The sequence below is a fragment of the Sinorhizobium prairiense genome, assembly GCF_029201645.2.
Classification (GTDB): domain Bacteria; phylum Pseudomonadota; class Alphaproteobacteria; order Rhizobiales; family Rhizobiaceae; genus Sinorhizobium; species Sinorhizobium meliloti_A.
On sequence record NZ_CP104131.1, the window covers coordinates 1,303,347 to 1,329,720 of the forward strand.

Below are 26,374 nucleotides of genomic sequence, written 5' to 3' on the forward strand. Positions count from 1 at the left end.
GCGCGCGTTCGGCGGAGGATAATGCATGGGCAAGGTATTGGCGGCGATCGGCCTGATGAGCGGCACGAGCATGGACGGCATAGATATCGCAGTCGTGCGAACGGACGGTGACACCATCGTCGATCGCGGCCCGTCCGCCGGATATACCTATGATCCGCAGTTCCGGGAACGCCTGAAACAGGGCCTCGAAGATGCCCGGTCGATTGTCAAACGAGAAGAGCGGCCGGGTACTCTCGCAGACCTTGAGCGCGACCTGACGCTGCGGCACGCACTGGCCGTCCGGATGTTTCTGCATGAAAACAATATTTTACCCGATAATGTTGATGTAATAGGTTTTCACGGTCAAACCGTCCTGCATCGCCCTGACCAAGCCTTGACGGTACAGCTTGGCGATGGCGATCTGCTGGCGCGGGAGACCGGGCTCGACGTGGTCTATGACATGCGGGCCAATGACATGGCCAATGGAGGCCAGGGCGCGCCACTCATTCCCGCCTATCACGCCGCCCTGGCGCGCGGTCTCTCCGAGATCGGGGCGTTCGCCACTCCCGTCGTCTTCGTCAATATCGGCGGCATTTCCAATCTCACCTACATAGGCGCAGGCGAAGAAATCGTCGCTTATGACAGCGGACCCGGCAATACGCTGATCGATCAGTGGGTAGAGGCTCACGCCGGCATTCCCTACGATCAGGGCGGCATGATCGCGAGCGAGGGCGGCGTCCTGCCGGAACTCGCCGACCGTTATCTTTCTCACCCGTTCTTCAGTGCTGAGAAACGCCGCTCGCTCGACCGTAACGACTTCGCGCCTCCGGCGGCAAGCGATGCCAGCCTCGAGGATGGCGCGCGTACCCTCGCTCATGTGACGGCTGCCGGCATCGTCCGGTCCGCGCGCCATCTTCCGGCAAGTCCGGCAACCTACGTTGTCTGCGGCGGCGGCCGCCTGAACTCCGTAATCATGAGCGACCTTCGCGCGCTTGCGGAAGCGGAGGGCGCGCGCGTGCTTGCCGCGGAAGCGGCGGGTCTCAACGGGGATTCGATGGAAGCGGAGGCCTGGGCCTACCTCGCCGTGAGATCGCGGTACGGATTGCCTTTGACCTATCCGGGGACGACCGGCGTCAGCCGCCCGGTAAGCGGAGGTCGGCAGGCCGCAAAACCCGCACAAGCCGAGTCGGCTTAATGATTTCTTCGCGCGCCTTCGCTAATCTACGCCACGACAGCGGAGAGCCGTGGGCTCGTTGACCGCGGAAGGACTTTCGGAACTTCGATGGGTGGTGCACTTTCACTTCTGGCGGTGAATTTCGTCATTGCCCAGATATTCGCGGCGGCTTTTCTCGTCATCGCCGCGAAACGACGTCCGGGGCGGCCGGCAGCCTGGTGCGCCGCTGGATTTGCCATAGCCTCTCTGGCTGCGATTTGTGAAGCCGTTCTGCCGTTTACGCCTGTACCCAAGCTCTTCGCCGTCGGGGCTTTCGCAAGTGTCCTTGCCGGCTTTTGTCTCCTGCGTTTCGGCCTCGGGCTCTTTTATGGCGTACCGTCAAAGCCGTGGGCCCTTGCGGCTTTCTTCGCCGCTTCGGTAATCCTCGATCTGTTTATCTACGATCTTCCGCGCGGAACGTTGCGGCACGCCTTCTTCTACCAGGCGCCGTTCTTCCTCATCCAGGCCTGGACCGCAGCCGCGGTTATCCGTTCCCGGCGCCGCTCCTACGCGGACTGGATCCTAATTGGCTTCCTCGCGATGAATGCGCTCCATTTCCTCGTCAAGATCTATGCGGCCGTCGCCGCGGGGGCGGGCGCCACGGCTTCGGACTATCTTCAGAGCCCCTTCGCCTTGATTTCGCAGGCGTTCGGCGCCGCGCTGATCGTCGGGACCGGCGTCGCGATGTTGGGCGTCATGGTCAAGGACATCATTGACAAGGCACGCGCCAGCTCCGAGACCGACGCCCTTTCGGGTCTCCTGAACCGGCGCGGCTTCATCGAGCGCGTCGCCCCTTTGTTGCCGACCCGCAACGCCGAGGGTCCGGGCGCGCTGATCCTTACGGATCTCGACCGGTTCAAAGGCGTCAACGACACCTATGGCCACCACACGGGCGACGAGGTAATCCGCCAGTTCGCGCGTGTGCTTCTCGAACTCATGCCCAGCCGTGCTGCGGCGGCACGCCTCGGCGGCGAGGAGTTTGCGGTGTTTCTTCCCGGCGTGAGCCTGAGCGATGCGCGTGTCGTTGCTCAGGGAATGCGTGCCGCCACCGCCTCAACGCCTATCCCCGGGCTCCCGGAGACGGCGACGATCACCGCAAGCTTCGGTGTGGCGGCGATCGAACCGGGAGAGCCGCTGGAAACGGCGCTACAGAGGGCGGATAAGGCGCTGTACGCTGCCAAAGCCGCGGGGCGCAATCGTGTCGAATCCGCAGAGCCGTCCGCGCGTGTCGTGACCCCCGCTGTTTCCCAGTGGATCAAGCGAAAGTTGTAGGGGCCGCACATCCCCGGTCCCTCATTCCTGTGCTTGTCACAGGAATCCAGCCAGACCAAGTCCTTGGGCTGAAAAGGCTCTTCCGCGCCGCAGACGCGGCGCTGCTGGATCCCTGTGTCAAGCACAGGGATGAGGCGAGGAGAGATTGCAGTCCTCCGAAAAATTTTCCTACAGCGCCGCGCGTCTTATCAGACGCGCAAAGGTCGCTGTAGCACTTTGAGTTGCTGCATCTTTTTGCCATTGATCGGCTACGATCAACGGAACAGCGCGCTCGGTACTCAAGGAATTCAAGCGCATTGCCATGCGTGCCGACAAAACCGACCCGAGCTTCAACGCCATTATCCATCTCGCAGCCGTCATAAACTCAAAATGAATCTCAAACAGGCACTAGACGCACGGCAAGCGACAGCCCGGGAAACGTGCAGGATTCCCGGGCTGCCTCATGGAATGGTGCGGTTCAGCGGATGCGTTTTGCCGCGGGCTCGGGTACCAGTTCGCCGTTGAGCCGGCGGTCGAGATAGTCTTCGCATTCGGCCATGAGGGTCTCGACCTGGCCGTTGAAGAAGTGGTTGGCGCCCGGTACCGTCTTATGCGTGATCAGGATGCCCTTCTGCGTCTTGAGCTTCTCGACGAGCCCATTGACGTCCTTTTCCGGCGCGACCTTGTCGGAATCGCCGTTGATGATCAGACCGGAAGAGGGGCAGGGCGCCAGGAAGGAGAAATCGTAGATGTTCGGCTGCGGTGCCACCGCCATGAAGCCCTCGATTTCCGGACGCCGCATCAGCAGCTGCATGCCGATCCAGGCGCCGAACGAGTAGCCGGCGACCCAGCAGCTCTTGGAATCGGGGTGCAGGCTCTGTACCCAGTCGAGCGCGGACGCGGCATCGGAAAGCTCACCGGCACCATGGTCGAATTCGCCCTGGCTGCGGCCGATGCCCCGAAAATTGAAGCGCAAGGTGGTGAAGCCGCGCTTCTGGAACATGTAGAAGAGCTGGTACACGATCTGATTGTTCATCGTGCCCCCGAACTGCGGGTGCGGATGCAGGATGATCGCAATCGGTGCGCTCTTCTGCTTCGAAGGCTGATAGCGGCCCTCAAGGCGACCGGCCGGTCCGTTGAAAATGATTTCGGGCATTGGCTCTCCGGGAGTGCTTTGGTTCAATTCCGTCGTTCTTGGTGCCGATCTGTCTTGACTAAACCAGTCAGCTTTTCTAGAACCTACTTTAGAACCGTTCAAAACTTTGGTGCGGACCTCCGCATAAGCTTCGTCTCTTAAGGCAAGCGGCGCGGAAAATTCAAGGAAAATGCAACGGGCCGTTCGAAGCGGTCGCAGCAGCCTAGCGAAGGAATCGATGTCGGGATCGCGCATCTACATGGACTGGAACGCCACGGCGCCGCTTCTGCCGGAAGCGCGCGAGGCGCTCCTGTACGCGCTCGATCAGCTCGGCAATCCCTCTTCGGTCCACGGCGAAGGGCGTGCGGTGCGCGCTCTTGTCGAGAGCGCCAGACGCGATGTTGCCACTCTGTGCGGCGCGCAACCCGCAGCGGTCGTCTTTACCAGCGGCGCGACGGAAGCGGCGAACATGGTGCTGACGCCGCAGTTGCGCATGGGGCGCACGCCGCTCAAGGCAGGCAAGCTCTATGTTTCGGCGATCGAGCATCCGGCCGTGCGCGAGGGCGGGCGTTTCGCGCGCGAGGATGCTTGCGAGATACCGGTGACAAATGCCGGGATCGTCGACTGCGCAGCGCTCGACGATCTGCTTCAGGCCCATGACCGTGAGACCGGTCTGCCGATGGTGGCCGTCATGCTTGCCAATAACGAAACGGGCATCATTCAGCCGGTCGCCGAGGTTGCGGCGATCGTGCGCGCACATGGCGGTATCCTGGTCGCCGATGCGGTCCAGGCGGCCGGCCGTCTGCCGCTTTCGATCTCATCGCTCGGTGCTGACTTTCTGATCCTGTCGTCGCACAAGATCGGCGGCCCAAAGGGGGCGGGCGCACTCGTCGCCCGCGGCGAGATCATGATGCCTTCTCCACTGATTCGCGGCGGCGGACAGGAAAGGGGCCACCGTTCGGGGACCGAGAATGCAGCCGCGCTTGCGGGCTTTGCGGCTGCAGCACGCGCCGCGGCTGGGAATATCGACGGGCGCATGGCCGCCATAGCCGCGCTGCGCGACGGCCTCGAGGCGGAAATGCAGTCCTGCGCCCCCGATGTGGTGATCCACGGGCGCGACGAGCCCCGCCTGGCAAATACATGCTTCTTCACGCTTCCGGGGCTGAAGGCCGAGACCGGACAAATCGCTTTCGATCTCGAGGGCGTCGCCTTGTCGGCAGGCTCGGCCTGCTCGTCCGGGAAGGTCGGGCAAAGTCACGTCCTGACCGCCATGGGCTACGATCCCCGCCAGGGTGCGCTCAGGATTTCGATCGGCGAGGCGACGACGCAAGCGGAAATCGAGCGCTGCGCGGCAGCATTCGCGAAAGTGGCGGCGCGGCGCCGCTCGGCCGGACAGGCGGCGTGAAGCGGAGAGCATTGAATGAAATTGCGGAAAAGCAATTTTCCGCTTGGCAAATGGGGTGAAAAGCGCCTTTTAGCCATTACATAAGCGGTGCGCGAATACTTGCATCGTATTGACAAGCTGCCGGACCTTGGATCCGGCGAGATTGGAGAACGACATGCCTGCCGTGCAGGAAACCATTGATCAGGTCCGCCAGATCGACGTGGACCAGTATAAATACGGCTTCGAGACGACGATCGAGATGGACCTTGCTCCGAAGGGGCTGTCCGAGGATATCATCCGCCTGATCTCGTCCAAGAAGAACGAACCGGAATGGATGCTCGAATGGCGCCTGGAGGCTTATCGCCGCTGGCAGACCATGGAGGAGCCGACCTGGGCGCGCGTCCGCTATCCGAAGATCGACTTCAACGACATCCATTATTACGCGGCGCCGAAGGGCACCACCGGGCCGAAGTCGCTCGACGAGGTCGACCCGGAACTCCTCAAGGTCTACGAGAAGCTCGGCATTCCGCTGAAGGAACAGGAAATTCTCGCCGGCGTCGAGAAGTCGAAGATCGCCGTCGATGCGGTGTTCGATTCGGTCTCCGTCGTCACCACCTTCAAGGAAGAGTTGAAGAAGGCCGGCGTCATCTTCATGTCGATCTCCGAGGCGATGCGGGAGCATCCGGACCTCGTGCGGAAGTATCTCGGTACGGTGGTGCCGCAGTCGGATAACTTCTATGCGACGCTGAACTCAGCGGTCTTCACCGACGGCTCCTTCGTCTATGTGCCGAAGGGCGTTCGGTGCCCGATGGAGCTTTCGACCTATTTCCGCATCAACGAGAAGAACACGGGCCAGTTCGAGCGTACGCTCATCATCGCCGACGAAGGCGCCTATGTCTCCTATCTCGAAGGCTGCACGGCGCCGCAACGCGACGAGAACCAGCTTCATGCGGCAGTGGTCGAACTGATTGCGCTCGACGATGCCGAAATCAAGTACTCGACGGTGCAGAACTGGTATCCTGGCGACAAGCAGGGCAAGGGCGGCATCTATAATTTCGTGACCAAGCGTGGCGATTGCCGCGGCAAGAACTCGAAGATCTCCTGGACCCAGGTCGAGACCGGGTCGGCGATCACCTGGAAATATCCGTCCTGCATCCTGCGCGGCGACGGTTCGCGTGGCGAGTTCTACTCGATCGCGGTTTCCAATGGTCACCAGCAGATCGACTCGGGCACGAAGATGATCCACCTCGGCAAGAACACGTCGAGCCGCATCATCTCCAAGGGCATTGCAGCCGGTGTTTCGGAAAACACCTATCGCGGTCAGGTCTCGGCGCACCGCAAGGCCGAGAACGCCCGCAACTTCACCCAGTGCGATTCGCTTCTGATCGGCGATCGGTGCGGTGCGCACACGGTGCCCTATATCGAGGCGAAGAATTCGACTGCGCAGTTCGAGCACGAGGCGACGACGTCCAAGATTTCCGAGGACCAGCTTTTCTACTGCCTGCAGCGCGGCATTCCGGAAGAGGCGGCGATCGCTCTGATCGTCAACGGCTTCGTCAAGGAAGTTATCCAGGAATTGCCGATGGAATTCGCCGTCGAGGCACAGAAGCTGATCGGCATCTCGCTCGAAGGCTCCGTGGGCTAAGGCCCGTCCGAATACCGAACCGGCGCACGGAATTTGTGCGCGATAGAAGATTTCGTTTCCCAAGAGGACGAACACACATGCTTGAAATCAAGAACCTGCACGCACGCATCGCCGAGGACGGCACAGAGATCATCCGCGGCCTGAACCTGACCGTGAAGGCCGGCGAAGTCGCGGCCATCATGGGGCCGAACGGTTCCGGCAAGTCGACGCTCTCCTACATCCTGTCGGGGCGCGAAGATTATGAAGTGACCGAAGGCGACATTCTTTATAACGGCGAAAGCATCCTGGAGCTCGACGCTTCGGAGCGAGCCGCGAAGGGCATCTTCCTCGCCTTCCAGTATCCGGTCGAGATCCCGGGTGTCGCCACCATGCAGTTCCTGAAGGTGGCGATGAACGAACAGCGCAAATACCGCGGCGAAGAGGAACTGACGACGCCGGAATTCATGCGCCGCGTCAAGGAAGCTGCCGCCGAGCTGAAGATCGCGCCCGAAATGCTGCGCCGTCCGCTCAATGTCGGCTTCTCGGGCGGCGAGAAGAAGCGCGCGGAAATCCTGCAGATGGCTCTGCTCGAGCCGAAGCTCTGCGTTCTCGACGAGACCGACTCCGGCCTCGACATCGATGCGCTGAAGATCGTTGCCGATGGCGTCAACGCACTGCGCTCGCCTGATCGCGCTGTCGTCGTCATTACGCACTACCAGCGCCTGCTCAACTACATCGTTCCGGACACCGTCCATGTGCTCTACAAGGGCCAGGTCATCAAGTCCGGCGACAAGACGCTGGCGCACGAACTCGAGGCCAACGGCTACGCGGATATCATCGAGGCGGCAGCCTGACGCCTGTCGAAGGAGTGTTCGAATGAATATGCAACAGGCCATTAAGATGACGGCGGCCGAAACGGCGCTCGTCGATGCCTATACGGCGCAGATCGGTGATCTGCCGGGCGACGGGGCTGTGCTGTCGCTTCGCGACACGCTGGTTCACGAGTTGAAGACGGCAGGTCTGCCGACGCGCCGCGTCGAAGCCTGGCACTATACCGACCTGCGTACGCTGCTGCGGGCGGTGCCGGCGGCCGATCCGGCCGCCTTTGCCGACCGCGTCGAGCCGGTCGTCCCGGGCTCGTCTGTTCTGTCCGTGCGCAACGGCCAGGCGGATATCAAGAGCGTTCCCGAAGAGCTGACCACTCGCTCCTATACCGAGAGCCTGCTCGATGGCTCGGCGGTAGCCGGGCTCTCCGTGCTCGGCTCGGATGATGCGATCGGCCGGATCAATGGCGGCCTCGTGCGCGGCGGACTGGAAATCACCGTCGCCGCCGGCGCGCAGATCGAAGCTCCGATCGAAATCCAGGTGGTTCAGAGTCATGGTCAGGCGCATACGCGCTTTCCGGTCTCCTTCGGCGCCGGCGCGAAAGCGACCGTAATCGAACGCCATCTTTCGACGAATGCGGAGCCGAGCTTCGTTTCCTCGGTAAGCGACGTGACGCTCGCAGACGGCGCCGACGTGATCTGGATCATCCTGCAGCAGCAGGGTCCGGCGGACACGCATCTCGGCCAGATCCGCTTCGATCTCGGCAAGGACGCGAAGCTGCACCTCTTCGTCATCAACGCCGGCGGCAAGCTGGTCCGTCAGGAACTGCATGGCCGTGCGAGCGGCGAGGGCTCCGACCTGACGCTGCGCGGCATCAACCTGCTCGGCGGGGACAGCCACACGGATCTGACGTTCACGCTGAGCCACAACGTGCCGCACACGACGTCGAGCGAGATCATCCGCAACGTCGTCTTCGATCGGGCGAAGGGCGTGTTTCAGGGCAAGATCCTGGTCGCACAGGACGCGCAGAAGACCGACGCCAAAATGTCGTGCAACACGCTGCTCTTGTCCGACGACGCGGATTTCTCTGCGAAGCCGGAACTCGAAATCTTTGCAGATGACGTGCAGTGCGGCCACGGTGCAACGGTCATCGATATTGATCACACGCAGCTCTTTTACCTTCTCGCTCGCGGCATTCCGGAAAACAAGGCGCGCGCCATGCTCGTCAATGCTTTCGTCGCCGAGATCGTCGAGGAACTGGAAGACGACGAGGCACTGGTCGAGGCGCTGGAAGGCATAGTCGCGGCCTGGCTCGAAAAGCACGCCTGATTGGATAGAGACATGGAACATCCTGCGCCGCCGGTAGCGGCATACGACGTCGAAGCGGTCAGGAAGGATTTCCCGATCCTTTCACGGACGGTCTATGGCAAGCCGCTCGTCTATCTGGACAACGGCGCGTCGGCGCAGAAGCCGCAACTCGTCATCGACGCCGTTGCCCATGCCTATTCCAACGAATACGCCAACGTCCATCGCGGCCTGCATTTCCTGTCGAATGCCGCGACGGAAGCCTACGAACAGGCGCGCGAAAAGGTTCGCCGTTTCCTGAATGCGCCCTCGGTCGACAACATCATCTTCACCAAGTCCTCGACGGAGGCGATCAACACGGTCGCCTACGGTTATGGAATGCCGCAGCTCGGCGAGGGGGATGAGATCGTCATCTCGATCATGGAGCATCACTCCAATATCGTTCCCTGGCACTTTATTCGCGAGCGACAGGGCGCGAAGCTCGTCTGGGCGCCGATCGACGACGACGGCGCGTTCCACATCGAAGACTTCGTCAAATGCCTGACGGAGCGGACGAAGCTCATCGCCATCACGCACATGTCGAACGCGCTGGGCACCGTGGTCCCGGTCAAGGAGATCTGCCGCATTGCCCGCGAGCACGGCATTCCGGTGCTTGTCGACGGCAGCCAGGGTGCGGTGCATATGCCCGTCGACGTCCAGGACATCGATTGCGACTGGTATGTGATGACCGGTCACAAGCTCTACGGTCCATCCGGCATCGGCGTGCTCTATGGCAAGACCGAACGGTTGAAGGAAATGCGCCCCTTCATGGGTGGCGGCGAGATGATCGAGGAGGTGACCGAGGACCGCGTCACCTACAACGATCCGCCGCATCGCTTCGAGGCCGGTACGCCGCCGATCGTCCAGGCGATCGGGCTCGGCTATGCGCTCGATTACATGGAGAAGGTCGGCCGCGAGGCGATCAGGGCTCATGAGGCGAGCCTGACGGCCTATGCCCGCGAGCGCCTGTCCTCGATCAATTCGCTGAGGGTTTTCGGCGACGCACCCGGCAAGGGGAGTATCTTTTCCTTCGAGATCGCCGGCATCCATGCCCATGACGTGTCGATGGTCATCGACCGTGCCGGCATTGCCGTGCGGGCCGGAACGCATTGTGCGCAGCCGCTCTTGAAACGGTTCGGCGTCACCTCCACATGCCGGGCGTCCTTCGGTCTCTACAACACCACGGCCGAGGTCGATGCGCTGGCGGACGCGCTGGAACACGCACGCAAGTTTTTCGCTTCAGGGAGACGGACATGGGTCTCGAGCAAACACAAGAAAAAGTCGACGTCCGCGAAGGCATCGTTCATTCGGCCATTCCGCCGGAGGAACTGGCGCGCCTCAGCGATGACATCATCGCGGCGCTCAAAACCGTCTATGACCCGGAAATACCGGCGGACATCTTCGAACTCGGCCTCATCTACAAGATCGACATCGAAGACGACCGTATGGTGAAGATCGACATGACGCTGACCGCGCCGGGCTGCCCCGTTGCCGGTGAGATGCCGGGCTGGGTCGAAAATGCCGTAGGCGCCGTCGAGGGCGTTTCGGGCGTCGAAGTGTCGATGACCTTCGATCCGCCGTGGACGCCTGACCGCATGTCGGAAGAGGCGCAGGTTGCGCTCGGCTGGTATTGAGCACCTGCCGATATTGATCCGTCGGCACGCGGGCATTACATTCAGTCTGGAAGCGCCGGGCCTTTAACCCGGCGATACGAAGGAGATGGAGCCTATGGGCTTTGCCGTTATGAGCCTGACCGATGCCGCCGCCAGCCGGGTTCGGTCGATCGTGGAAAATGCCGGAGGAGAGGCCAAAGGCATCCGCGTCAGCATCAAGAAGGGCGGTTGCGCCGGCATGGAATATGCCGTCGATCTCGTGAGCGAACCCAATTCGAAGGACGACCTGGTCGAGCACCAGGGGGCGAAGGTCTGGGTGGCCCCAGAGGCCGTGCTTTACCTTCTGGGCACGCAGATGGATTTCGAGACCACCACGCTGCGCTCGGGCTTCACCTTCAACAATCCTAATCAAACTTCTGCCTGCGGCTGCGGCGAGTCGGTGGAACTGAAGCCGGCCGATCTCGCGGCACTTGCCGAGCGCGGCGACGCGGTGGTCCGCGCCAGCTGATTCCGTGGGCGTATCCGCCCCTCATCCAGCCTGCCGGCCCTTCTCCCCGTTTTGACGGGAAGAAGGGACTTAGTCCCGCCGTCATTCCGTCTTGATCTCTCCCATGCGGTTCCATGCATCGAGGCCCGCGATCTTGTAGGCTTCGGCCAGGGTAGGGTAGTTGAAGGTATTCTCGACGAAATATTCGACGGTGCCCTTCAGGTTGAGGACGGCTTGGCCGATATGGACGAGTTCGGTCGCACCTTCGCCGATGATGTGGACGCCGAGCAGCCGCCTCGTCCTAAGCGAGAAGATCATCTTCAAGAGTCCCGAATCCAGGCCCATGATGTGCCCGCGCGAAGTCTCGCGGAACCGGGCGATGCCGCATTCGTAGGGAATTCCGCGCTCTTTGACCTCTTCCTCGGATAGGCCGCAGGTGGATATTTCCGGCACGGCATAGATGCCGTAGGGGAAATATTTCTGCGGCTCCTTGGCGATTGCGCCGACCGCAACACGGGCCGCGATGCGGCCCTGTTCCATCGAGGTCGAGGCGAGGCTCGGAAAGCCGACGACATCGCCGGCGGCGTAGATATTCGGAACGGTCGTCTGGAACGTTTCCGGATTGACGGTCAGCCGACCGCGGGCGTCGGCCTCGAGACCTGCCGCAGGAAGATTGAGCGCATCCGTCGCGCCCATCCGGCCGGCGGCGAAAAGCACCATGTCCGTCGTGATCTTGCGGCCGTTGTCGAGGCTAAGCAGCACCTTGCCGTTGTCGAGCCGCTCCACTTTGTCCGCCTTCTGGCCCAAGTTCAGTTTCATCGCGCGGTCGCGCAACTGATAGGTGAAGTCCTCGACGATCTCCCGGTCGATGAAATCGAGCATGGTGTCCTTCGGGTCGATGACCGTTACCTGGATGTCGAGGGCGCTGAAGATGGTGGCGTATTCGATGCCGATGACGCCGGCGCCGATCACCACCAGCGAGCGGGGCAGTTCACGGATGTCGAGCAGTTCGTCACTGTCTACGACCGTCCTGCCGTCGAAAGGCATGTAGTCAGGCCGAAAGGGCTTCGTTCCCACTGCAAGCAGGATGCTGGTGCCGGAAACGAGCATGCTCTCGTCGTCATCCTTGGAGATCTCGAGCGTCGCCGGCCCGACGAAGCTCGCCCTGCCACGGATGTGCTGTACGCGGTTTCGCGCGAACTGGTGTTCGAGCACCTCCACCTCGTGGTTGAGCGTTATGATGAGACGACGGCGCAGATCTTCGGCGCTGATCTCCTGCTTGACCCGATAGGAGCGGCCGTAGAAGCCGCGCTCGCGCCAGCCGGTCAGGTTGAGCGCCGTTTCACGCAGCGTTTTCGACGGAATGGTACCGGTGTGGACGGAAACGCCGCCGACCCGTTTTCCCTGTTCGATGACGAGCACCTTCTTGCCCAGCTTCGCGGCCTGGATGGCGCCCCTGCGCCCGGCCGGACCACTGCCGACAACGATGAGATCGTACTGGTTCATGAACGCTTCCCCTGCTCGCGTGAGAATCGTTGTGCGATGCGGCATCTTTCGCGCAGGCACAGCTATATCGTCAATCGCACCGTTTGATGACGTGCAATGCCGCAGCGCCCTGTTCTGGATGCGTCTGCTGCATATTTTCCATCAGAACAATCGAAGCCCTTTGAGGCTGACGTGGCCGTCTTTGCCGATGATGACGTGATCGTGAAGCGCGATGCCGAGCGGCTTGGCGGCCTCGGCGATGAGCTTGGTCATGTCGATGTCGGCACGTGACGGCGTCGGGTCGCCGGAGGGATGGTTGTGCACTAAAATCAAGGCGGTAGCGGAAAGTTCTAAAGCGCGCCTGACCACCTCGCGGGGATATACGGGCGTGTGGTCGATCGTTCCTTGCTGCTGAACCTCGTCGGCGATCAGCGTGTTGCGCTTGTCGAGGAAAAGGATGCGGAACTGCTCCTTCGTCTCATGCGCCATCGCCGCGTGGCAATAGTCGATCACGGCGCTCCAGGAGGACAGAACCTGTTTGTTGCGCAATTCGCTCCTGAGCATGCGGTGGCTGGCGGTCGCGACGAGCTTGAGATCGAGCGCGACGGACTCTCCGACGCCTTTGACTTCCTGAAGGAGGTGCAAGGGAGCGCCGAAGACGGCTGCCAGCGTGCCGAAGCGGTCGAGCAGCGCCTTGGCGATCGGCTTGGTATCGCGGCGGGGTATGAGGCGGAAGAGGATGAGCTCGAGGAGTTCGTAATCCGCCAGCGCCGCATCCCCGTGTTCGCGGTAGCGGGCTCTCAGGCGGTCCCGATGGCCGTGATAGTGCGTATCCGTCGCCGGCGCGGTTGCGTGGCTGTCGCGGGTCGGCTTCTGCGGGAAAAACCGGCGTTCGTCCGCGGCGTCGAAAAGGTCGTCGGGTTCGGCGGGCGGGGTCTTCGTCACGCGTCGCCCGCGACGTGAATGCCGGGCTTGAAGAGGCCGGCCGGTGAGAGCGTGAATATCTCGCAGCCGTCCGCCGTGACGCCCACCGTGTGTTCATATTGGGCCGACAGGGATCGATCGCGCGTAACCGCCGTCCATCCGTCCGAGAGGACCTTCACATGCGGGCGGCCAAGATTGATCATCGGTTCGATCGTGAAGATCATGCCTTCCTTGAGCTCCGGCCCGTCATTGGCGCTGCCATAGTGAAGGATATTGGGCGCGTCGTGAAAGAGCCGGCCGACGCCGTGACCGCAGAAGTCGCGAACCACCGAACAACGCTCGGCTTCCGCATAGGCCTGGATCGCCTCGCCGATTGCCCCCGTGCGCGCGCCCGGGCGAACCGCCGCTATGCCGCGCATCAGGCATTCATGCGTTACGTCCAGCAGGCGCTCGGCGGCACGCTTTATCTCTCCGACGGGATACATCCGGCTTGAATCGCCGTGCCACCCATCGACCACATAGGTCACGTCGATGTTGACGATGTCCCCTTCGCGCAGCGGCTTGTCGTTGGGGATGCCGTGACAGACCACGTGATTGATCGAGGTGCAGGAGGATTTCGTGTAGCCGCGATAGTTGAGGGTTGCAGGGAGCGCGCCGTGGTCCATGCCGAACTCGAAGACGAAGCGGTCGATCTCGTCCGTGGTCACGCCCGGGCTCACGCGCGCCACGAGCTCGTCGAGGCAGCGCGCGGTCACCTGACAGGCCTTGCGCATGCCTTCAAACCCCTCCGGCCCGTAAAGTCGAATGACACCGGTGTTCTTGTAGGGAGCCGCGTCGGCCTCGATGTAAGTTACCATTCCAGATTTCCGTTGTTTCAGGCGATTTTCATAAAACAGCAGGGACCGGTTCGTCCACTACGATCGGTCCTGCCGCCAGGATTTGCGCCGGCGATACCGCGCATTTGACCGCATAGGCCTCGACGCCGCGTGCGCTCGCCCTTTCGAAAGCACGAGCATAGACCGGGTCGAGCTCACGGCATATGCGGAAGCGACTGCAATCGCCTCTCTGGATAAGATAGAGCATGATCGCGCGGTGTCCCGCCTCGACCATATCGCCCAGTTCCTCGAGATGTTTCGCACCGCGTTGGGTCGGGCTGTCCGGGAATTCGGCGAGACCGCGGACGCGGCTGAAATGGACGTTCTTCACCTCGACATAGGCGAGGCCCTTTTCCGCATCACTAAGCAGAATATCTATCCTGGAGTTGCGGCCGTATCTCTGCTCGCGCCGGAGCGTGCCGTAGGTGTGAAGATCGCCCACCTGTCCGGCCATGATCGCCTCTTCGGCGATCCGGTTCGGCAATCCGGTGTTGATGCCGACCAGCGTGCCGTCCGCCTCGACGATCTCCAGCATGTGGCGATACTTGCGCGTCGGACTGTCGTGTTCCGAGAGCCAGACCGGCGAGCCCGGTGTGGTCAGGCCACGCATCGAGCCGGTATTCGGGCATGAACCCGTGATTGCCGTTCCATCGGCCAGAATAGCGTCGAACAGGAAGCGTTTGTAACGCTGCACAAGCGTCGCAGGGACGAGCGGGCGAGGGTAATTCAAGGGGATTGCACTCTCTGCGGTCAGGCGCGCACGCGCACGTAGGAGCCGGGCGCTTCCTCGATGGAATTGAGCGGACCTCCGGCCTTGCGCGCCGGGATCCTGCGTTTGTCGAGCCGTTCGACCCAGCCCTGCCAATGCGGCCACCACGACCCGGCCGTTTCCTTCGCCTTACCCATCCAGGTATCGAGGTCGCCCTTCGGCGCGCCTCCCGTCCAGTATTGATACTTGCTTCGGGCGGGAGGGTTGACGACACCGGCGATGTGCCCGGAGCCGGAGAGCACGAAGGTCACCTTGCCGCCGAAGCTGCTGCTGCCGAGAAAAACCGACTTTGCCGGCGCGATGTGGTCCTCTTTCGTCGCGAGATTGTAGATCGGAATCTTTACGTCGCTGAGCGAGACGCGGCGGCCGGCAAGCACCATCTCGCCCTTGGAGAGCCTGTTCTCGAGATAGCAGTTGCGCAGATAGAAAGAGTGGTTGGCCGCGGGCATTCGCGTCGAATCGGAGTTCCAGTAAAGCAGGTCGAAGGGCAGGGGATCCTGGCCCTTGAGGTAATTGTTGACGAAATAGGGCCAGATCAGTTCCGAAGCCCGGAGCATGTTGAAGGCAGACGCCATCTTCGAGCCTTCGAGGTAGCCGGTGGCGCTCATATTGGCTTCGAGGTGGCGGATCTGGTCGTCGTCCACGAAGACCTTGAGATCGCCGGCGTGGGTGAAATCCACCTGCGTGGTGAAGAGCGTCGCGGAGCGAATGCGGTCGTCGCCTTCCGCGGCATGGAGCGCCAGGGTGGCGGCGAGCAGCGTCCCGCCGACGCAATAGCCGATGGAATTGACTTCGCGCTCGCCGGTTGCCTGCTCGATAATATCCAGCGCGAAACCTATGCCTTCGCGTGCATAGGCTTCCCAATCCTTGGAGGCATGGCGTTCGTCCGGGTTTACCCAGGAGATGACGAAGACCGTGTGGCCCTGGTCGACCGCCCATTTGATGAAGGACTTCTCCGGGTTGAGGTCCAGCACGTAGAATTTGTTGATCCAGGGCGGGCAGATGAGCAACGGCCGCTTCAGCACGGTCTCGGTGCTCGCCTCGTATTGCAGCACCTGGCAGACATCGTTCTGCGCGATCACCTTGCCCGGAGTGATCGCGATGTTCTCTCCGATGGCGAACTTGCTGGTGTCCGTCTGGCGGAGCCGAAGCTCGCCGCGCCCGGCGGCTATGTCTTCCGCCAACATCTGCATGCCTTTCACGAGATTGGCGCCGCTCGACGCCACCGTTTCGCGATAGAGCTGCGGGTTGGTCGTGATGAAGTTGGTCGGGGAAAGAGCGCTTGCAATCTGGCGTACGTAGAAGGCCGCCTTGTGGCGGGTATGATCGTCAAGGCCCTCGGCGTCCTTCACCATGCGCTCCGCCCAGTCGGAGGTGACGAAATAGGCCTGGCGGATGAAGTTGAAAAACGGATTCTTCACCCAGTCTTCGTCGGCGAAGCGCTTGTCGTTGCGCTGGAGGTTGGCCGGGTCCTCCACGGCGTCACCGGCCATGCGGTGGAGCGTCCGCGACCACATATCGAAGAAGCTGCCGAGAAGATGGGTCTGGGCTTCGAGTGTCCGCCGGGGGTCGGAGAGCCAGTATTCCGAGACCTTGGAAAGCGTCTTGACCATATCGGAGACGGGCTCGGCGAAACTATCGGTCTTCTCGCCCGCTTCGCGCGGGGCGAGCCATGCAGAAGCGGCTTTTCCGAGCTGCTCTGCCGCACGAGCCATGTTGATGGCCAGGCTTTCGGGATCCTTGACGATGTAGGGCTCGACAGATTTCGGGTCGAAGCCGGCAAAGCCCGTAGCGCCCTCAGCCTTCTCTGCTGTCACCCGGCGTCCTCCACAGCATCTTGTTTGTTTTGTATTTTTACATTCTGCCCGAAAATGATTACAAGGGCTACTGCATGTTCCCGTGATCGTAGCCGGTCGAAGGACAAAAACATGCAGCAGATCAAAGTGCTACAGCGACCTTTGTGCGTCCCGAAAGACGCGCGGCGCTGTAGCGCATCGTTGCGCCGCAGAAACAGAGGTCATCGCCAGCATGCTTGCCGTCGGAAAACAGCGTTCGCTTTCTTGGATGTCCGCACTGATTCTCGCAGGCGTGCTCGCGGGCTGCAATTCGACGGCGGACCTTGCCACCTATCCTTCGGTTTACGGTCAAAAGCCCGCCGCCATGCAGCAGATGACCAATGAGGAGGCGCTGAACATGCAGGGGCAGTTGACCGCACTTGCCGGGCAGCGCCGGTCCGGCGCGATCTCCGAAGCCGAGTACCGGCGTCGCCTGAAGGAATTGCAGCTTCTGGCCGAGCAGCACGGTGCCGACACGCTGAAACAGATCGAGAATTAGCGCTTGCCTTTCTCGTGTTTTGGCCGCAAAGCGTTGAATGGCCGCGATGGCGGCCGTTCACCCCGCGCATGTCGAGCGAAGAGCCCAAGGGCTGCAAAGACGCGCGCCAAATGAGGTCTGGAGATGGAAGAGTTTCATAAAGTCCGGCGTTTGCCGCCCTACGTTTTCGAACAGGTCAACCGTTTGAAAGCGAGCGCGCGAGCGGCCGGTGCTGACATCATCGACCTCGGTATGGGCAATCCGGATCTTCCGACCCCGCAGTCAATCGTGGACAAGCTGTGCGAAGTCGTCCAGGACCCGCGGACGCATCGTTATTCGTCATCGAAGGGCATTCCCGGGCTGCGCCGTGCGCAGGCCGCCTATTATGCACGCCGCTTCGGCGTCAAGCTCAATCCCGAGACGCAGGTCGTCGCGACCCTCGGCTCCAAGGAAGGCTTCGCCAACATGGCGCAGGCCATTACCGCACCCGGCGACGTCGTCCTCTGCCCGAATCCGACCTATCCGATCCACGCCTTCGGATTCCTGATGGCAGGCGGCGTCATCCGCTCGATTTCGGTCGAGCCGGACGAGAGCTTCTTTCCGCCGCTCGAGCGTGCGGTCCGGCACTCGATCCCGAAGCCTCTGGCGCTGATCCTCAACTACCCGTCCAATCCGACGGCTCAGGTCGCGACGCTCGATTTCTACAAGGATGTCATCGCGTTTGCGAAGAAGCACGACATCATCGTGTTGTCGGATCTCGCCTATTCGGAAATCTACTTCGACGACGCACCTCCCCCTCGGTTCTGGAAGTGCCGGGGGCAACCGATGTGACCGTCGAATTCACCTCGATGTCGAAGACCTTCTCCATGCCCGGCTGGCGCATGGGCTTCGCCGTCGGCAACGAGCGACTGATCGCGGCGCTGACGCGCGTGAAGTCCTATCTGGACTATGGCGCATTCACCCCGATCCAGGTAGCTGCGACGCAGGCACTGAATGGCGACGGCAGCGATATCGCCGAGGTACGCGCCATCTACAAGCGGCGCCGCGACGTCATGGTGGAAAGCTTCGGCAAGGCCGGTTTCGAGGTTCCGCCGCCGCCGGCGACGATGTTCGCCTGGGCGAAGATTCCCGAGAAGTTCCGCCATCTCGGCTCGCTCGAGTTCTCCAAGCTTCTCGTCGAGAAAGCGGATGTCGCCGTTGCTCCGGGTATCGGCTTCGGCGAGCAGGGAGACGACTATGTTCGTCTCGCTCTGGTGGAGAACGAACACCGGATCCGCCAGGCCGCGCGCAATATCAAGCGCTTCCTTTCTTCGGCGGACGAGACGATGCACAACGTCATCTCGCTCAACGCACATCGGTAAGGAGCCGGGCTGTGCCCGTTTCCGCACCCAAATTGCCCCGCCTGGTCTGGCGGGGCGCCTCTACGTGTTAGGAACTTGCTATGGCAGATGCCCTCAAAATCGGCATTGCGGGCTTGGGGACCGTCGGTGCCTCGCTCGTGCGGATTCTCCAGGATCGTCATGAGACGATGGCGACCACATGCGGCAGGGCGATCGAGATTACGGCCGTAGCGGCAAGAGACCGGGCGAAAGATCGGGGCGTGAAGCTTTCGGACATCGCCTGGTTCGACGACGCAGTTTCCCTGGCGTCTGAAGCAGACATCGACGTCTTTGTCGAACTGATGGGCGGCGCCGGAGACCCGGCCTATTCTTGCGTGAAGGCGGCGCTCACGCGCGGCGTCCATGTGGTGACCGCCAATAAGGCGCTTCTGGCAGCACATGGTGTCGAACTGGCGGAAATTGCCGAGAAGCATGGCGCACTTCTGAATTACGAAGCTGCGGTCGCCGGCGGCATTCCCGTCATCAAGGCGCTTCGCGAGTCGATGACCGGCAACACGATCTCGCGCGTCTACGGCATCATGAACGGCACTTGCAATTACATCCTGACGAAGATGGAGAGGGAGGGTCTCTCCTTCGAGGAATGCCTCAAGGAGGCTCAGCGGCTCGGCTATGCCGAGGCCGATCCGGCCTTCGACATCGAGGGCAACGACACCGCGCACAAACTCTCGATCCTGACGAGCCTTGCCTTCGGCACCGCGATTGCTGCCGACGACATCTATCTCGAGGGCATCACCAACATCTCGATCGAAGATATCCAGGCGGCTTCCGACCTCGGTTACCGCATCAAGCTTCTCGGAGTCGCCCAGCGGACCGATAGCGGCATAGAGCAGCGCGTCCATCCGACCATGGTACCTCACGACACCGTCATCGCGCAGGTCGACGGGGTGACCAATGCGGTTGCGATCGAATCCGACATTCTTGGCGAACTCCTGATGGTCGGCCCGGGCGCGGGCGGGGACGCGACCGCCTCGGCCGTGCTCGGCGATATCGCCGACATCGCCAAGAGCCGACCCGGCGCGCAGCACGTGCCGGCATTCGGCCGTCCGGCGAAGGCGCTGTTGCCCTATAAGCGCGCCCGGATGCAGAGCCATGAGGGCGGCTACTTCATCCGGTTGAAAGTGGTCGACCGTACGGGCGTCTTCGCCAATGTGGCGAAGCACATGGCGGAGAACGACATCTCGCTGGAATCGATCATGCAGCATTCCAAGCACTATGCCGACCCGGCCGAGCCGAAGACGATCATCCTCGTCACGCATGCGACATCAGAGGCTTCCGTCCGCAAAGCGATCGTCTCGATCAAGAGCGAGGGCTATCTCGTCGGCGAGCCGCAGGTTATCAGGATCGAGCGTCCGAAGGCCTGGTGACCGCGCGTCCTCATCAAATCTGTTGAGAAGCCGCTGCGACCGGCGACTTGCAGGCCGAACTGCACCCCCGCCGGTTTTTCAGTGCCGAAATCTTCGCTAAGAACGGAGGGACTTCGGGCGGGTAGACAGATGGACGTTTTGGCGGATCCGATCCAGCGGGCATTTCTCGGCGTTGAACGCTCGGTCAGCGGTCAGCGCTGGGTATCGCGCCTCGATCAGGCGGGCCAGAACCGTGCCCTGGCCATCAGTCAGATCCACGGCTATTCCGAACTCATCGCGCGCGTGCTTGCCGGGCGCGGCGTCGGACTGGACGACGCGTCGGCATTCCTCGAGCCGACGTTGCGCGCACTGATGCCTGACCCCGACACCCTGACCGACGGCCGCAAGGCGGCCGAGCGGCTCGCGGATGCCATTCGTCGCCGCGAGAAGGTGGTGATCTTCGGGGATTACGATGTCGATGGTGCGGCCTCGTCCGCGCTCATGGCGCGTTTCCTGCGGCATTTCGATATCACCGCCGAGATCTATATTCCCGACCGCATTTTCGAGGGCTACGGTCCGAACCCGCAGGCGATCGATCAATTGATCGATCGGGGCGCCGAACTGATCGTCACGGTCGACTGCGGCTCGACGAGCCATGAAGCCCTGGCGGTGGCGGCAGAGCGCAGGACCGATGTCGTGGTCATCGACCACCATCAGGTCGGCTCGGTGCTGCCGCCGTGTCACGCCCTGGTGAATCCCAACCGGGAGGACGACCTGTCGGGGCAGGGCCATCTCTGCGCGGCGGGCGTTGTCTATCTTGTACTGGTCAATACATTGCGCGTGCTCCGCCTCAGGGGCGACCCGCGCGCGGCATCCTTCGACCTCCTGTCGCTGCTCGACCTGGTGGCGCTTGCGACCGTCTGCGACGTGGTGCCGCTCAAAGGCCTCAACCGGGCCTATGTCGTCAAGGGCCTGCTTGCTGCGCGGCACATGGGCAATGCGGGTCTCGCCGCACTCTTGCGCAAGGCGGCGATCGGCGGACCCGTGACGCCCTATCATCTCGGCTTCCTGCTTGGCCCGCGGATCAATGCCGGCGGGCGAATCGGCGACGCTGCGCTCGGCAGTCGTCTGCTGACCCTCGACGATGCCGCGGCGGCGGAAATCATCGCCACCCAGCTCGATGAACTCAATCGCGATCGCCAGGCGATGGAGGCGGCGATGCTTGCGGAGGCGGAAGCCGAGGTACTGGCGGAATACGGAACGGGCGAGGGCGCGTCGGTGATCGTCACTGCCCGGCAGAACTGGCACCCCGGGATCGTCGGCCTCATCGCGGCACGCATCAAGGAGAAATTCCGCCGGCCGGCTTTTGCGATTGCGTTCGATCCGAACGGCCGCGGAACCGGATCCGGCCGTTCGATCAACGGTTTCGACATGGGGCGGCTCGTCCGTGCGGCCGTCGACAACGGCCTGCTGGTCAAAGGCGGGGGACATGCAATGGCCGCCGGGCTGACGGTCGAGCGCGGTAAGCTCGGCCAGCTTCGGCAATTCTTCGAAGAGCGCGCCGAAGCTGCCGTTCGCGATCTCGTCGCCGTCCAAACGCTCAAGGTCGATGGCGCGCTGGCAGCGGCCGGGGCGACGCTCGACCTCGTAGATCTTCTCGACCAGGCGGGACCCTATGGCTCCGGCCATCCGCAGCCGCTCTTTGCCTTCCCGCAACATCGACTGCGCGATAGCCGTCAGGTCGGGGCCAACCACGTGAAGGTGACGCTCGAGGGGCAGGACGGCAGCCGCATGGAAGGCATCGCCTTCCGCGCGACGGAGACGCCGCTCGGCGATTTCCTGCTCGGCAGCCGCGGCGCCACCGTTCATGTCGCGGGTTCCGTGTCAGCGGATCTGTGGCAGGGGACACGCAAGGTTCAACTGCGCGTGACGGACGCCGCGAAAGCAAATTAAACGCCGAGGCGGAGCGAACGGGTGTAGCCGACTCAGAGACTTACGGACTTTTCTTAAAGACTTTGAAGAGGAATGGCACGCCCAACGGGAATCGAACCCGTGTTTCCGCCGTGAAAGGGCGGCGTCCTAGACCGCTAGACGATGGGCGCCTGCTGCAGCGATTTTGTGCGTCTGAAAGGCGCACGCGCTGTAAGACAAGGCGGCTTATAGAGAGCGCTTCGGATTCTCGCAAGAGACCGCGGGCGGTAAATTTCGATTTTTCCTGGGAAAAGATCGGGAGCAGACGCAAGCGCTATTCGGAAGCGAAATGATGCGCGCGCAAGGTGAGGAAATGGTACGCCCAACGGGACTCGAACCCGTGTTACCGCCGTGAGAGGGCGGCGTCCTGACCGCTAGACGATGGGCGCCTGCTGGTGACGATCAGCACCATACTATGAAAAACATGAAATAGAAAAGAGGTGGAATGGCACGCCCAACGGGAATCGAACCCGTGTTTCCGCCGTGAAAGGGCGGCGTCCTGAGACCGCTAGACGATGGGCGCCTGCTGCAGCAAGCCTGATGCCTCTGAAAAGACGCAAGCCGCTGTAAGACAAGGCGGCTTATAGAGAGGGCATCGGATTCATGCAAGTGATCGGAGGCGATTATTTTGCTTTTTCGGCAAGAGATCCGCACAGGTCAACTCGATCCTATGGTGACGCAAAGCAAAGACGTCCCATCCACATACAAGGCGAAGTATCCACAAGTATAAGAGGAGAAATTGGCACGCCCAACGGGAATCGAACCCGTGTTTCCGCCGTGAAAGGGCGGCGTCCTAGACCGCTAGACGATGGGCGCCTGCTGCAGCAAGCCTTGTGCCTCTGAAAAGACGCAAGTCGCTGTAAGACGAGGTGGCTTATAGAGAGGGCTTCGGATTCCCGCAAGTGGCAGTTTTCATTTTTTGCGGGAAAAATCACTGCTGCTCACGATGGGCCTTGTTAACAGGAGCGATCGCCGATCAGCCTTTGCGACGGCGACAGCGCCAGTTCCAGTCGCGCTGGGGACCGATGTCGATATGGACGGAGTTGGTATGGCAGTAGGTGCCGACGCCGCCCCGGCCGGGGACGTTGCGCAGGAAATTCGCGAGCTCCCACTTGCTGACGCCCGCCACCTGGATGTCCGCCGCCTCGCAGCGCGTATGAAGGGACTGGCGCTTGCGGTTGACCTTGATGGCGCGAAGGCCCGAGGTGACCATGACTTTGCGGCCGTAATGACCTTCCACCGTCTTCAGGATGTCGAGAAGCTGCGGTTTGAAACAGCCTGTCTCCACCTTCTCCGTTTGCAGGATGAGGCCGCTCGGCGTGAGTCGGGCAAGGCCCGAGAGGTTCGCCACTTCCACGGGCGCGTCGTCCTCGTCAGCCTCGTGCGCTTCGTGTTCCATGCTGAAGAGCGGGTTCATATTGACGCCGGGCAGTGACGTATAGGCGAGGGAAGCGACCTGCGGCTGTCCCGCATTGCTTGCGGTAATCGTTTTCTTCTCGCCTGCCGGCACAGCGCGTGTCGATTCGGCCCGCTGTTTTTCCCTGCGCTTCGGCGCAAACAGGCTTGCGAGGGTCCAGGTCTTCTTCGTCTCTTGAGTCTCTTTCTCACCGTGGTCGGAGCCCGCCGGCTGGGTGGCATCCGCCGGCGTCCGCGAGGCGACTTCGACCGGCTGCAGGGCGGCCGCCGTCGCACCTGATAATGCGGCCTGCGCGCTCAAAGGCAACGGAACGGCCGCGGGCGTATCCCTTTCGCCGGTGGCTGCCGGCGTTGCGGCAGCAATCGCTTCGTTTGTCGCGGGAGCTTCGCCTGCCGCGCCCTGTTGCGCTTGAATCACCGGTTGAGCCTCGGACTGTCCGTTGCTGAAGAGACTATTGGCCTTGGCATTCATCGTCGGCGATGCGACGGCCGACGGTGCTGCCGTCGGCTGGCTGCTTGGGTCCGGCCGCGCCTCGGCGGACGGTCCTGCCGGCGATTGCCCGTAGATGCTCGATGTTGTCGCGCGCAGCGCAGTGCCCTGCATGGCCAGACCGGGCTGCATGGCGGCGCTGTTCTGGCCCGCTTCACCGTCGGGCACCTGCGCCGTCGCGCCGGCGCCAGCCTCTTGCTCGTCCCGCATCGTCTCCTCGGATGCGGCCGGCGCTGCTTCAGCCACCTGTTGGGAATTGAGCGGGCTGATCGTCTCATTGTCGGCGACTGCCGACACACAGCTCGCCAGTGCCAGAAGCGATACGGATAATGCTGCGGCGCGTCCGATCGTCAGGAGACTGTATCCTGGTTCCAGATGTTGCAACGCCTTTTCCCCGCTCTCCGTGCATGCGGGTTGCTTTGCACCGCGCACACAACACGTTCCGATTCCGAATACGCTCCGGAACGGCACAACAATTTCACGCGGAGGGCGCTAGGCTCCCCACGGGAAAGGTCAGGCAAGTATAGGGCTATCCCCGCAAGTGACGACGAAGCAGAGCCCCGTTTCAACGTCTGCGCGGCAAGGTAATGAACGCCGCGTGTTTTGTAAACCTGCACCAACCTATTTCAGCTTCGCAAAATATAAGCGAAAGCCCGGCAATAGCCGGGCCTGAAGATCATCCGCTGTTCTATTGATCCTCTTGCGCCGGCCGGTGCCGCGCCGCTCGGCAGGGCCGGCGACGGCTGACGATTAGCCGGTGGCAATTGTGCGAGGCTTACCAGACACCCGTATTGGCCATGGAAGCCCAGGGTTCCTGAGCCGGCAGGTGCTCGCCTTTTTGCAGGATCTCGATCGAGATGCCGTCCGGCGACCGGACGAAGGCCATGTGGCCGTCGCGCGGCGGGCGATTGATCGTAACGCCGTTGTCCATCAGATCCCTGCAGAACGCGTAGATGTCGTCGACCTCATAGGCGAGGTGGCCGAAATTACGCCCGCCGGCATATTCCTCGGAATCCCAATTATAGGTGAGCTCCAGGCAGGGCGCGGCTTCCTCCTTGGCGCGGTCGAGATCGCCGGGCGCCGCGAGAAAAACGAGCGTGAAGCGGCCTTTCTCGTTGTCGTATCGGCGAATCTCCTGGAGCCCGAAAAGCTTGCAATAAAAATGAAGAGCCTGGTCGAGGTCTTTGACGCGAACCATCGTATGCAGATACCGCATTGGAGAATGTCCCTGTTTCGTGGAAGATGGCGTATAGTGAGGCGACGGCAAGCCAGACGCAAGGCTGCATGCCTATAAACGTCTCAGGTCAAAATATGTCGAGGGGCTTGCACACGCGCAGCGGGACGATGTTATTCTGGCCCATAAGAATCAGTTAACCGTATCGAAGTGTTGCGCGTAACGAGGGGCTGCGAGAATGGCTGACAGGACATCTTCGAAAGACGTCATCCATAATGGCGAATTCGGTAACGACGCGCTTGATCTCATCGAAATTACCGGGGTCATAAAGTGGTTCGACGTTGCCAAGGGATTCGGCTTCATCGTTCCGGACAACGGCATGCAGGACGTTTTGCTGCATGTGACCTGCCTCAGACGCGACGGATATCAGACCGTTCTGGAAGGTGCCCGGGTCGTCGCTCTCATTCAGAAGCGGGATCGTGGCTACCAGGCCTTCCGCATCCTCTCGATGGACCAATCGACGGCCGTTCACCCCTCCCAGCTGCCACCGGTCAGAACGCATGTTCAAGTCACACCGACGAGCGGCCTCGAACGTGTGCTCGTGAAGTGGTTCAACCGAACCAAGGGATTCGGCTTCCTGACGCGCGGGGAGGGCACCGAAGACATTTTCGTGCATATGGAAACGCTGCGCCGCTTTGGCCTGACGGAGCTGAGGCCCGGCCAAGTGGTACTCTGCCGCTTCGGGGACGGGGAGAAGGGCCTGATGGCTGCGGAGATCCATCCCGACGGGCCGACGCCGACCACGCGGTCGCACTGATGCCCGGAGTGGTCGGCATAGCAGCAAGAAGCGCCCTGACGGCGCTTTTTTTGTTGTCGCTGCTCGTCGCCTCGGCCATGGCCGAGGTTTCCTTTGCAAAGGAGCGGGTGCGGCTGATAACGGCGAGCGGACGCACGCATGACCTTACCGTCGAGCTCGCGACCCAGCCGGATCAGCGGGAGCAGGGGCTGATGTATCGCCGGCAGATGGCGCCGGATCACGGCATGCTGTTCGATTTCGGCGAGACGCGGCCGGTGATGATGTGGATGAAGAACACCTATCTGCCGCTCGACATGCTCTTCATCGCGCGTGACGGCGTCATCCGTACCATCCATGAGAACGCGGTTCCGCATTCGGAAGCCATTATCGATTCCAGAGAACCGGTGGCCTACGTGCTCGAGCTTAACGCCGGAACCGTGAAGCGACTCGGCATCAGCCCCGGCGACAGGCTCGAAGGCGCGGGACTTCCGGCCGCGGAGCGGGCGAACTGAAGCATTCGCCGGCTCCGCGCCAGCCTCGAAATTTGCTGTTGCAGCCGCAGG

At 61.9% G+C, this 26,374-nt stretch carries 21 protein-coding genes, 4 tRNA genes and 2 pseudogenes; 15 read left to right on the forward strand and 12 right to left on the reverse strand.

The window, feature by feature from the left end:
* Positions 1-25 precede the first annotated feature (25 nt).
* Both N0Q91_RS08830 and N0Q91_RS08835 read left to right on the forward strand, forming a co-directional pair.
* On the forward strand, positions 26-1,174 hold the full coding sequence (locus N0Q91_RS08830; RefSeq protein WP_275597871.1) for an anhydro-N-acetylmuramic acid kinase: 1,149 nt from the start codon (positions 26-28) through the stop codon (positions 1,172-1,174).
* An 87-nt stretch (positions 1,175-1,261) separates the two neighbouring features.
* A complete protein-coding gene (locus N0Q91_RS08835; RefSeq protein WP_275597872.1) occupies positions 1,262-2,464 on the forward strand; it encodes a GGDEF domain-containing protein in 1,203 nt (400 codons plus the stop codon).
* 457 nt (positions 2,465-2,921) lie between these two features.
* Here N0Q91_RS08835 and N0Q91_RS08840 read toward each other — a convergent pair whose 3' ends face one another.
* Positions 2,922-3,599, reverse strand: coding sequence for an alpha/beta hydrolase (locus N0Q91_RS08840; RefSeq protein WP_018095045.1), 678 nt, complete (start codon positions 3,597-3,599; stop codon positions 2,922-2,924).
* Positions 3,600-3,816: 217 nt separating this feature from the next.
* Here N0Q91_RS08840 and N0Q91_RS08845 point away from each other — a divergent pair, with 217 nt between their 5' ends.
* The 7 genes and pseudogenes from N0Q91_RS08845 to sufA all read left to right on the forward strand — a co-directional run bounded on the left by N0Q91_RS08845 (position 3,817) and on the right by sufA (position 10,876).
* Positions 3,817-4,983, forward strand: a complete 1,167-nt coding sequence (locus N0Q91_RS08845) for a cysteine desulfurase family protein (RefSeq protein WP_275597873.1) — start codon at positions 3,817-3,819, stop codon at positions 4,981-4,983.
* Between the two features lie 154 nt (positions 4,984-5,137).
* Positions 5,138-6,607 (forward strand): Fe-S cluster assembly protein SufB, encoded by a 1,470-nt coding sequence (gene sufB / locus N0Q91_RS08850; RefSeq protein WP_003531481.1) that lies wholly within the window; start codon positions 5,138-5,140, stop codon positions 6,605-6,607.
* A 77-nt stretch (positions 6,608-6,684) separates the two neighbouring features.
* Positions 6,685-7,440, forward strand: a complete 756-nt coding sequence (sufC, locus tag N0Q91_RS08855; protein WP_003531483.1) for a Fe-S cluster assembly ATPase SufC — start codon at positions 6,685-6,687, stop codon at positions 7,438-7,440.
* A 22-nt stretch (positions 7,441-7,462) separates the two neighbouring features.
* The gene (gene sufD, locus N0Q91_RS08860; protein ID WP_275597874.1) at positions 7,463-8,740 is read left to right on the forward strand and encodes a Fe-S cluster assembly protein SufD; all 1,278 of its coding nucleotides are present in this window, start codon (positions 7,463-7,465) and stop codon (positions 8,738-8,740) included.
* 12 nt (positions 8,741-8,752) lie between these two features.
* Positions 8,753-9,994: pseudogene (locus N0Q91_RS08865) on the forward strand (cysteine desulfurase); the annotation flags it as partial.
* A 14-nt stretch (positions 9,995-10,008) separates the two neighbouring features.
* On the forward strand, positions 10,009-10,389 hold the full coding sequence (locus tag N0Q91_RS08870; RefSeq protein ID WP_018095041.1) for an SUF system Fe-S cluster assembly protein: 381 nt from the start codon (positions 10,009-10,011) through the stop codon (positions 10,387-10,389).
* A 94-nt stretch (positions 10,390-10,483) separates the two neighbouring features.
* Complete coding sequence (gene sufA / locus N0Q91_RS08875) at positions 10,484-10,876, forward strand: Fe-S cluster assembly scaffold SufA (RefSeq protein WP_018095040.1); 393 nt, start codon at positions 10,484-10,486, stop codon at positions 10,874-10,876.
* Between the two features lie 81 nt (positions 10,877-10,957).
* Here sufA and sthA read toward each other — a convergent pair whose 3' ends face one another.
* The 5 genes from sthA to phaC form a co-directional block, all read right to left on the reverse strand.
* Positions 10,958-12,361 carry a Si-specific NAD(P)(+) transhydrogenase gene (gene sthA, locus N0Q91_RS08880; RefSeq protein WP_275597875.1) on the reverse strand — a complete coding sequence of 468 codons (1,404 nt, stop codon included), beginning with the start codon at positions 12,359-12,361 and terminating at the stop codon, positions 10,958-10,960.
* Positions 12,362-12,502: 141 nt separating this feature from the next.
* Positions 12,503-13,285 (reverse strand): RadC family protein, encoded by a 783-nt coding sequence (gene radC / locus N0Q91_RS08885; RefSeq protein ID WP_275597876.1) that lies wholly within the window; start codon positions 13,283-13,285, stop codon positions 12,503-12,505.
* A complete protein-coding gene (gene map, locus N0Q91_RS08890) occupies positions 13,282-14,121 on the reverse strand; it encodes a type I methionyl aminopeptidase (RefSeq protein ID WP_003537051.1) in 840 nt (279 codons plus the stop codon). Before map ends, radC begins: the two co-directional genes overlap by 4 nt.
* A gap of 28 nt (positions 14,122-14,149) precedes the next feature.
* Positions 14,150-14,869 (reverse strand): DNA/RNA nuclease SfsA, encoded by a 720-nt coding sequence (sfsA, locus tag N0Q91_RS08895; protein ID WP_100673178.1) that lies wholly within the window; start codon positions 14,867-14,869, stop codon positions 14,150-14,152.
* A gap of 20 nt (positions 14,870-14,889) precedes the next feature.
* A complete protein-coding gene (gene phaC / locus N0Q91_RS08900; protein WP_275597877.1) occupies positions 14,890-16,725 on the reverse strand; it encodes a poly(3-hydroxyalkanoate) polymerase subunit PhaC in 1,836 nt (611 codons plus the stop codon).
* A 211-nt stretch (positions 16,726-16,936) separates the two neighbouring features.
* Between phaC and N0Q91_RS08905 the strand changes: the two genes are divergently transcribed.
* From N0Q91_RS08905 to recJ, 4 genes and pseudogenes are all read left to right on the forward strand, one after another.
* Positions 16,937-17,242 carry a hypothetical protein gene (locus N0Q91_RS08905; RefSeq protein ID WP_018095035.1) on the forward strand — a complete coding sequence of 102 codons (306 nt, stop codon included), beginning with the start codon at positions 16,937-16,939 and terminating at the stop codon, positions 17,240-17,242.
* Between the two features lie 123 nt (positions 17,243-17,365).
* Positions 17,366-18,582: pseudogene (locus N0Q91_RS08910) on the forward strand (LL-diaminopimelate aminotransferase).
* Positions 18,583-18,662: 80 nt separating this feature from the next.
* Positions 18,663-19,985 carry a homoserine dehydrogenase gene (locus N0Q91_RS08915; RefSeq protein ID WP_100673182.1) on the forward strand — a complete coding sequence of 441 codons (1,323 nt, stop codon included), beginning with the start codon at positions 18,663-18,665 and terminating at the stop codon, positions 19,983-19,985.
* Between the two features lie 129 nt (positions 19,986-20,114).
* The gene (gene recJ, locus N0Q91_RS08920; protein ID WP_275597878.1) at positions 20,115-21,917 is read left to right on the forward strand and encodes a single-stranded-DNA-specific exonuclease RecJ; all 1,803 of its coding nucleotides are present in this window, start codon (positions 20,115-20,117) and stop codon (positions 21,915-21,917) included.
* Between the two features lie 73 nt (positions 21,918-21,990).
* On the opposite strand, the gene N0Q91_RS08925 is transcribed toward recJ, so the two are convergent.
* The 6 genes from N0Q91_RS08925 to N0Q91_RS08950 form a co-directional block, all read right to left on the reverse strand.
* Positions 21,991-22,066 (reverse strand) — tRNA-Glu (locus N0Q91_RS08925).
* Positions 22,067-22,249: 183 nt separating this feature from the next.
* Positions 22,250-22,324, reverse strand: a tRNA-Glu gene (locus N0Q91_RS08930).
* A gap of 57 nt (positions 22,325-22,381) precedes the next feature.
* Positions 22,382-22,458, reverse strand: a tRNA-Glu gene (locus tag N0Q91_RS08935).
* 217 nt (positions 22,459-22,675) lie between these two features.
* A tRNA-Glu gene (locus tag N0Q91_RS08940) sits at positions 22,676-22,751 on the reverse strand.
* Positions 22,752-22,911: 160 nt separating this feature from the next.
* Positions 22,912-24,225, reverse strand: coding sequence for a D-Ala-D-Ala carboxypeptidase family metallohydrolase (locus N0Q91_RS08945; protein ID WP_275597879.1), 1,314 nt, complete (start codon positions 24,223-24,225; stop codon positions 22,912-22,914).
* 391 nt (positions 24,226-24,616) lie between these two features.
* Entirely contained in the window at positions 24,617-25,057 is a 441-nt protein-coding gene (locus tag N0Q91_RS08950) for a VOC family protein (RefSeq protein ID WP_275597880.1), read from the reverse strand.
* 196 nt (positions 25,058-25,253) lie between these two features.
* On the opposite strand from N0Q91_RS08950, the gene N0Q91_RS08955 reads away from it, so the two are divergent.
* Both N0Q91_RS08955 and N0Q91_RS08960 read left to right on the forward strand, forming a co-directional pair.
* Positions 25,254-25,832: a cold-shock protein gene (locus N0Q91_RS08955; RefSeq protein ID WP_003530922.1), complete on the forward strand. Its 579-nt coding sequence runs from the start codon at positions 25,254-25,256 to the stop codon at positions 25,830-25,832.
* A complete protein-coding gene (locus N0Q91_RS08960; RefSeq protein WP_018095030.1) occupies positions 25,832-26,323 on the forward strand; it encodes a DUF192 domain-containing protein in 492 nt (163 codons plus the stop codon). Before N0Q91_RS08955 ends, N0Q91_RS08960 begins: the two co-directional genes overlap by 1 nt.
* The last annotated feature ends 51 nt before the right edge of the window (positions 26,324-26,374 follow it).